This is a genomic window from Aldersonia kunmingensis, assembly GCF_001646865.1.
Classification (GTDB): Bacteria; Actinomycetota; Actinomycetes; order Mycobacteriales; family Mycobacteriaceae; genus Aldersonia; species Aldersonia kunmingensis.
Genome location: NZ_LRRB01000299.1, coordinates 1 through 7112, shown reverse-complemented (window position 1 = coordinate 7112; position 7112 = coordinate 1). Strand labels below are relative to the sequence as shown.

General features: G+C 67.4%; 6 protein-coding genes and 1 pseudogene. 3 read left to right on the top strand and 4 right to left on the bottom strand.

Going from position 1 to position 7112, the window contains the following annotated elements:
- The 3 genes and pseudogenes from A8G08_RS23925 to A8G08_RS23915 all read right to left on the bottom strand — a co-directional run.
- Nucleotides 1-283, bottom strand: a pseudogene (locus A8G08_RS23925) (short-chain dehydrogenase); the annotation flags it as partial.
- 38 nt (nucleotides 284-321) lie between these two features.
- Complete coding sequence (locus tag A8G08_RS23920; RefSeq protein ID WP_068279787.1) at nucleotides 322-717, bottom strand: hemophore-related protein; 396 nt, start codon at nucleotides 715-717, stop codon at nucleotides 322-324.
- A 48-nt stretch (nucleotides 718-765) separates the two neighbouring features.
- Complete coding sequence (locus A8G08_RS23915) at nucleotides 766-2670, bottom strand: propionyl-CoA synthetase (RefSeq protein WP_068279784.1); 1905 nt, start codon at nucleotides 2668-2670, stop codon at nucleotides 766-768.
- A gap of 71 nt (nucleotides 2671-2741) precedes the next feature.
- Between A8G08_RS23915 and A8G08_RS23910 the strand changes: the two genes are divergently transcribed.
- On the top strand, nucleotides 2742-4244 hold the full coding sequence (locus A8G08_RS23910; RefSeq protein ID WP_068279782.1) for a carboxyl transferase domain-containing protein: 1503 nt from the start codon (nucleotides 2742-2744) through the stop codon (nucleotides 4242-4244).
- Here A8G08_RS23910 and A8G08_RS23905 read toward each other — a convergent pair.
- Nucleotides 4241-5005 carry an FHA domain-containing protein gene (locus A8G08_RS23905; protein ID WP_068279779.1) on the bottom strand — a complete coding sequence of 255 codons (765 nt, stop codon included), beginning with the start codon at nucleotides 5003-5005 and terminating at the stop codon, nucleotides 4241-4243. The genes A8G08_RS23910 and A8G08_RS23905 overlap by 4 nt on opposite strands.
- 112 nt (nucleotides 5006-5117) lie before the next feature.
- Between A8G08_RS23905 and A8G08_RS23900 the strand changes: the two genes are divergently transcribed.
- Nucleotides 5118-6686: an alpha/beta hydrolase gene (locus A8G08_RS23900; protein WP_068279775.1), complete on the top strand. Its 1569-nt coding sequence runs from the start codon at nucleotides 5118-5120 to the stop codon at nucleotides 6684-6686.
- Nucleotides 6687-6891: 205 nt separating this feature from the next.
- Nucleotides 6892-7112: hemerythrin domain-containing protein (locus tag A8G08_RS23895; RefSeq protein ID WP_169823363.1), on the top strand; the 221-nt coding region annotated here is incomplete at its 3' end.

Here is a 7112-nt window from a genome sequence, read left to right as displayed (position 1 = left end):
GGTCGGCCAGCGCTTGGACCTGGTCCGGATCGAGGTGGTCGACCTGGACCGCGATACCGCGACCGCCGAGGTCGTCGACCAATGCGGCCGTCTCCTCGATCGTCTCGGGCCGGTCGTAATCTGAGGTCGCGTTCCCTGTGACGCTGCTACGGCCGGTGCAGACGACCGTCGCGCCCGCCTCTCCGAGTGCCGCGGCGATGCCGCGTCCGGCACCGCGTGTCGCGCCCGCGACCAAGGCGACCTTGCCGCGCAGCCCATTCGGGTCGGGAACCCAGGACGTCATGAGCAGTCCGCGACGGCGGTAACAGCGGGTTCGGTGCGTCAGTAGTTGTGGCAGACGTTGGCGACCTGCTGCGTTACGCGCTTGAAGTCGGCGTAGCGCGGGTCTTGCATGCCGCCCATGACCTGGGCCGCGACCATCGGATTGTTGTCGAGGTACCGCTGCAGCGCGGCGGAGCGATCGGCCACGGGGCGGTCGTAGGCCGCCTGCAGTTCGGCCTTCGCCATCGGGTAGCGGTCCAGTTGGGCGGCGTACGCCGGCGATACCGCGTGCAGGGCCGCATCCACCTGGGCGAACGTGCAGGTGCTGGTGATCAGTGGGTTCAAGATCGGCTCTGCGGTCGCCGGAGCGGTGGACAAGAACGCACCGCTCGCGGCGATCGCCGCGGCGATCACGCCGTTGCGCAGAATCCGGGCCCGGTTCGAAGTGGCATGCATGGATTCCTCCTGAATTGCCGTGTTGCTTCGAGGAGCGGTATACCCAGACTACGAGCCGTGAATCTGCTCCGACAGCTGATCGAGCACAGCAGGGTCCTCGATTGTGGACGGCACCGGATAGTCCTCACCTGCGACGATCTGCCGCATCGTCTTGCGCAGAATCTTCCCGGAGCGAGTCTTCGGCAGCGCCGGGACGATCGTGACGTCGCGGAACGTGGCAACCGCGCCGATCTCGTCGCGGACCCGCTCGACCAACTCGTCGCGCAGACGCTCGGGTTCGATCTCGACGCCTGCCTTGAGCACGACGTAGCCGCTGGGCCGCTGGCCTTTCAGCTCGTCCGAAATCCCGATGACCGCGCATTCGGCGACGGCCGGGTGCCCGGCGAGAACCGCCTCCATCCCGCCGGTCGAGAGTCGATGGCCTGCCACGTTGATCACGTCATCGGAGCGGCCGAGGACGTACACGTAGCCGTCAGTGTCGACGAAGCCCGAATCGCCGGTCAGGTAGTAGCCCGGGAAGGTAGCCAAGTACGAGCGGACCAGCCGATCGTCGTCGTGCCACAGCCCGGACAGCGTGCCCGGCGGCAGCGGAAGTTCGAGCACGATATTGCCCTCGGTGCCGGGCGGTACCCGGTGCCCACTGGGGTCGAGGATGGCGAGCCGGTACCCGGGCACAGGGAACGACGGCGAGCCGGCCTTGATCGGCATCTGCTCGAGCCCGCGCGGGTTCGCGCAGATCGACCAGCCCGTTTCGGTCTGCCACCAGTGGTCCACGACCGGGCGACGCAGCACCTGGGACGCCCATTCGTAGGTGTCCGGATCGAGCCGCTCGCCCGCGACGAACAGCGTCTCCAGCGCGGAGACGTCGTACTTCCGCAGTTCGAGGGCGTTCGGATCCACCTTCTTGATGGCGCGCAGGGCGGTGGGCGCGGTGAAAAGCGCCTTCACGCCGTGCTCCTCGATGATGCGCCAGAACGCGCCGGCATCCGGGGTGCCCACCGGCTTGCCCTCGTAGAGCACCGTGGTCGCGCCGACGAACAGTGGCGCATAAACGATGTAGGAGTGCCCGACGACCCAGCCGACGTCGGACGCGGCCCACATGACCTCGCCGGGGCCGACGTTGTAGATGAAACGCATCGACCAGGCCATCGCCACGGCGTGCCCGCCGTTGTCGCGCACAACGCCCTTCGGCTTCCCGGTGGTGCCGGACGTGTAGAGCACATAGAGCGGGTCGGTGGCGGCTACCGACACAGGTGCCGCCGGTTCGGCGTCGACCATCGACTCGTCCCAGTCGTACCAGGGGATATCACCGCTGTGGTCCGCCGCGGACCCGGGTACCTGCGCGCGTCGCTTCACGATTACCGCGCGCGTCGCTGTGGAGGTGGTGAGTTCGAGGGCTTGGGCCACCATCGGCAGATACGAGATGGTCCGGCCCGGTTCCAGTCCGCCGGAGGCGGTGATGATCAGGACCGGCTCGGCGTCGTCGATGCGGCTGGCGAGTTCCTTGGCGGCGAAGCCGCCGAACACCACGGAATGGACCGCGCCGATCCGCGCGCACGCGAGCATCGCGATGACGGCCTCGGGGATCATCGGCAGGTAGATCACGATGCGGTCGCCCGCAGTCACGCCGTGCCGCAGCAGCACCCCGGCGAAGTTCGCGACCTCGTCGAGCAACTGCTCGTAGCTGTAGCTGCGCTGCATGCCGACCATCGCGGAGTCGTAGATGAGCGCGGTGCGCTCGCCATGGCCCGCGGCGACGTGCCGGTCGAGTGCGTTGACGCACGTGTTCATCCGGGCATCGGGGTACCACCGGGCGAGCGGCTTCGACGCGTCATCGAGTGCCCTGGTCGGCGGCTTGTCCCAGGTGATCATCCGGGCGGCATCGAGCCAAAACCGTTCGGGATTATCGACGCTGGTGCGGTATGCGTTCGTGTACGGGCCACTCGAATGCATCGGTGCACTCACGTTTTCCCCTCACTGCCGAGTAACTCTCACCCTAGTCTGCCGGTGACTACGCTCGGTTTGTGACAGCTTCGCCCAAGCGTGTTTCCGCCCGTGACCTGCTCGATAGCGTTCTCGACCCCGGCACGTTCGCCAGTTGGGACACGGCGCCGCTCGATATCGGCGCGAACTCCGACTATCAGGACGAATTGGATCGCGCGTCGGCCCGCGCGGGCACCGATGAAGCGGTGCTCACGGGGGAGGGTTTGCTGCGTGGGCGGCGCATCGCGATCCTCGCGTGCGAGTTCGGCTTCCTCGGCGGATCCATCGGGGTGGCCGCGGCGGAGCGGATCGCAGCCGCAATCGAGCGAGCCACCGCCGAGGGTCTCCCACTGCTCGCCTCGCCGACCTCGGGCGGCACCCGGATGCAGGAGGGGACCGTCGCCTTCGTGCAGATGGTGAAGATCGCCGCGGCGGTCGCCGCCCATAAATCCGCTGGTCTGGCCTACCTGGTTTACCTGCGTAGCCCAACGATGGGCGGGGTCTTTGCCTCGTGGGGGTCGCTCGGGCATGTGACATTCGCCGAACCCGGTGCGCTGGTCGGTTTCCTCGGCCCGCGCGTGTACGAGGCGATCTACGGACATCCTTTTCCGGAGGGCGTGCAAACGGCCGAAAACCTGTACCACAACGGTGTGATCGACGGCGTGCTGCCGCTGAAGCGACTGCGCCAGATCGCGCATCGCGCCCTGGTCGTGATGAGCGGTGAAGCGGTACCCCGCGCGCTGATCGAGGTGCCTGCCGATACGAGTTCCGGTGACATTCCGGCCTGGGATGCCGTGCTGGCCTCGCGCCGCGCGGACCGGCCCGGCGTCCGGGCACTTCTGCGGCATGCGACCGAACGGGTGCCGTTGAGCGGTACGGGTCAGGGCGAGGCCGATCGGACTGTGCTGCATGCGCTTACGCGGCTGCGTGGCCGGCCGTGCGTGCTGTTCGGCCACGACCGCGATACCCAGGCCGCAGATTCGGCAATGGGCCCGGCGGCGCTTCGTGAGGCCCGGCGCAGCATGCGCCTGGCCGAAGAATTGCGGCTGCCGCTGGTGTTGGTGATCGACACCGCCGGTGCCTCACTCTCGCCGGAGGCGGAGGAGAGTGGACTCGCTCCCGAAATTGCCCGCTGCATAGCGGATCTCGTCACGCTCGACACTCCGACCGTCGCGGTGCTGCTCGGCCAGGGCACCGGCGGCGGCGCGCTGGCATTGCTCCCGGCCGACCGGGTCATTGCCGCGCAGCACGCCTGGCTCGCGCCGCTTCCGCCCGAGGGTGCGAGTGCGATCGTGTATCGCGATATCGAACATGCCCCGGAGCTGGCTGCAGCCCAACGTATCCGGGCCGCGGATCTGCTCGCAGACGGTGTTGTGGATGCGGTTGTTCCGGAATTTCCGGACGCCGCCGCGGAGCCGGTGGACTTCGCGATGCGGATGGTGTCCGCGATCGCCGAGCAGCTCGACGAACTCGCGAAAGTATCTGCGGTACAGCGTGCTACGAACCGAGCACAGCGCTATCTCCGGCTCGGGTTGCCCGGCTAGGGATCGGCGGTCCCGACCTCCGAATCGAGCAATGCCAGATCGGACTTGGTGATCACCCGTCCGGCGAGCGCGAACTCGACCAGGCGCACCCGCCGGTTGGACGCCAGCTTGCCCGGTTCGCCGCGTAGCCCGGTCACGCCCATCTGCGCGAACCGGTCGCAGACATTGTCGAGCTTGCGGTTGAACTTGGTCAGCGGCCAGCCGAGCCGGTCGGCCGCGGCACGCGAGCCCGGAATGGCACTGGTGGGGGTGCCGTCGCGGAGTAGCAGCGGCTCGGCCAGTGCGACGATCAGCGCGCGCTGCGCGGTGGTCAGGTCCGGCGGACGGAGCGTCTGCTCGCCGACCGGAATCTCGTCGACCGACACGAGTTGTGGCCGCGCCGAGGAAATATTCACATCGAGTTCATAGGTGGTCGGGCCCGCGGTGAACACCACGGTTGTCGGGCCGAACAGCGGCAGCCGCGAGCCGGGTGGAATCGATGCCTTCAGCCCGGTGTCGGCGGCGACCACGGTGGCCGGCAGTCGGTCACCCTCATTGATCAGCCACCAGAAGCCGTCGATCGACTCGATCCGCAGGAATCGGCGGTGTAGGTACGGGTTGTCGTCGATGACCAGGTCAGCGTCGCGGCCGATGCACAGCGGTGCGGCGGGGTCGAGTTCGTAGTGCTCTCCGCAGAAATCGACATATGCGGCGCGGCGCTCGTGCACGGATGGCCCTTTCGTCTCGCCCGGGTGGAAATACGGGTCCGTTATGAGAGTCATCGCGTTTCGGAGCCCAGGTGTTTACGGGGAGTTCTGCCCATGTACGCGCAGGTCGCGGGCCCTCAACCTTGGCTGCGATCCCTTTCCGCCCGATACCCCTGCGAGGCACCCCATGCTCCGAAGCAGACCTTCCGGCCGTTCCCCCGTTCGCCGCGTCGTTCTCGGCACGTCGGTGTTCGTCCTCGTTGTCGGTGGTGTCGCGGCCTGCGGCTCCGATACGACGACCGGCACAGCGAAGCCCGATCCCCTCGACAAGTACGCCCATCAGCAGCTCGCCTGGACCTCGTGTGCCCAGATGGGCCTGCCCGCGGACGACTCGATCCGCGGATTCGAATGCGCCCGCGTGACGGTCCCCGTCGACTACGCCAATCCGGACGGCGCGACGGCGTCCATCGCCATCTCGCGGGTGAAGGCCACCGGCACGAAGATTGGTTCGCTGCTGGTGAATCCGGGTGGCCCGGGTGGTTCCGGTCTCGCGATGGCCGGTTTGGCGGAGGGCATGCCGATCGCCGATCGCTTCGATGTCATCGGCTTCGACCCGCGCGGTATCGGCGCGTCGACGCCCTCGATCCAATGCCTGACAGGCGCCGAATGGGACGTAGAGCGAAACGATCTCGACCTGGATCACTCGCCCGCGGGCATCGCCGCTGCCGAACGAGAGAACGTCGAGTTCGCCGCCAAGTGCGCACAACGCTCCGGGCCCGAATTCCTCGCGCACGTAGGAACTTACGAGGTTGTCCGCGACATGGACATCATTCGCGCCGCGCTCGGTGAAGAGAAGATCAACTACCTCGGCTACTCCTATGGCACCAGGATCGGTTCGACGTACGCGGAGACCTTCCCGACGCACGTGCGGGCCATGGTGCTCGACGGTGCACTCGACCCGGACGAGGGCTATGTGGAGCAAGCCGTCTCGCAATCGGCCGGATTCCAGCAGGCGTTCGACGCCTTCGTCGGAGAGTGCACCAAGTACGCCGAATGCCCGCTCGGTACCGATCCGGCCGCGGCGAACGACCGCTACCAGGCGCTGGTGCGCCCGCTGATGACGACGCCCGCGGCGACCGCCGACCCGCGCGGCCTCGGCTACAACGATGCCGTGACGGGAACCATTGCGGCGCTGTACAGCCCTGACGCATGGCCTGCGCTGGCCGCCGGTCTAGAGGAGTTGGCAAGCGGCTCCGGTGACACCCTGCTTGCGCTCGCCGACATGTACTCCGATCGCACCGCGACGGGTGTGTACAGCAACCAGACCGATGCCCAGATCGCGATCCGCTGTGTGGACGATCCGCGAATGACCGACCGCACGCTCGCCGGTAAGGCCGACACGGAAGCACGCAAGGCCGCAGCGTTCCTCGACGACGGCTTCGGCACCGGCACGGCACCGCTCGGGGTCTGCGCAGACTGGCCGGCGCCGGTGTCCGCCGAGGGGCCGCACCGCATCGATGCGCCCGGCCTGCCGAATGTCGTGGTGGTCTCCACGACCGGTGATCCGGCCACGCCGTATGCCGCGGGTGTCGCGCTCGCCGAGCAGCTGAACGGTTCGCTGGTGACGTTCGAAGGAACGCAGCACACCGTGTTCGGTACGGGCACGTCGACGTGCGTGGACAACGCCATCACCGCATATCTCATCGATGGCACCGCTCCGGTCGCCGACCTGACCTGCGCCTCGGACGCGTCGTAATTAACCGGCCAGCGCGGTTTGCGAGTCACTGGCTCGCAAACCGCGCTTCCGTGCGCGCTACTGCAGGGCGAAGCAGGCTACGAGTCCCGTTAGCCCGACCGCGCGTTGCTGCTGCCCCGCGGCGCCGTGCCGGAAACGCCGGTTTTGTGCCCGTCGTGCCGGGTAACCCCACCTCACCAGCCCATCGATGCGAGTGAGGTTCACGATGTCGACCGATGCCATCGTCCTGCTGAAGGATGACCACAAGGAGATCCGCAAGCTCTTCCGCGACTTTCAGAACGCCGGGCGGGACGCGAAAGCGGAGAAGCAGCGGATCGTCGACCGGATCATCGAGGCACTAACGGTGCACACCTATCTGGAAAACGAGTGCATGTACCCAGAGGTTCGCAAGCTGGTTCCCGAAGTCGAGAGCGACATCCTCGAGTC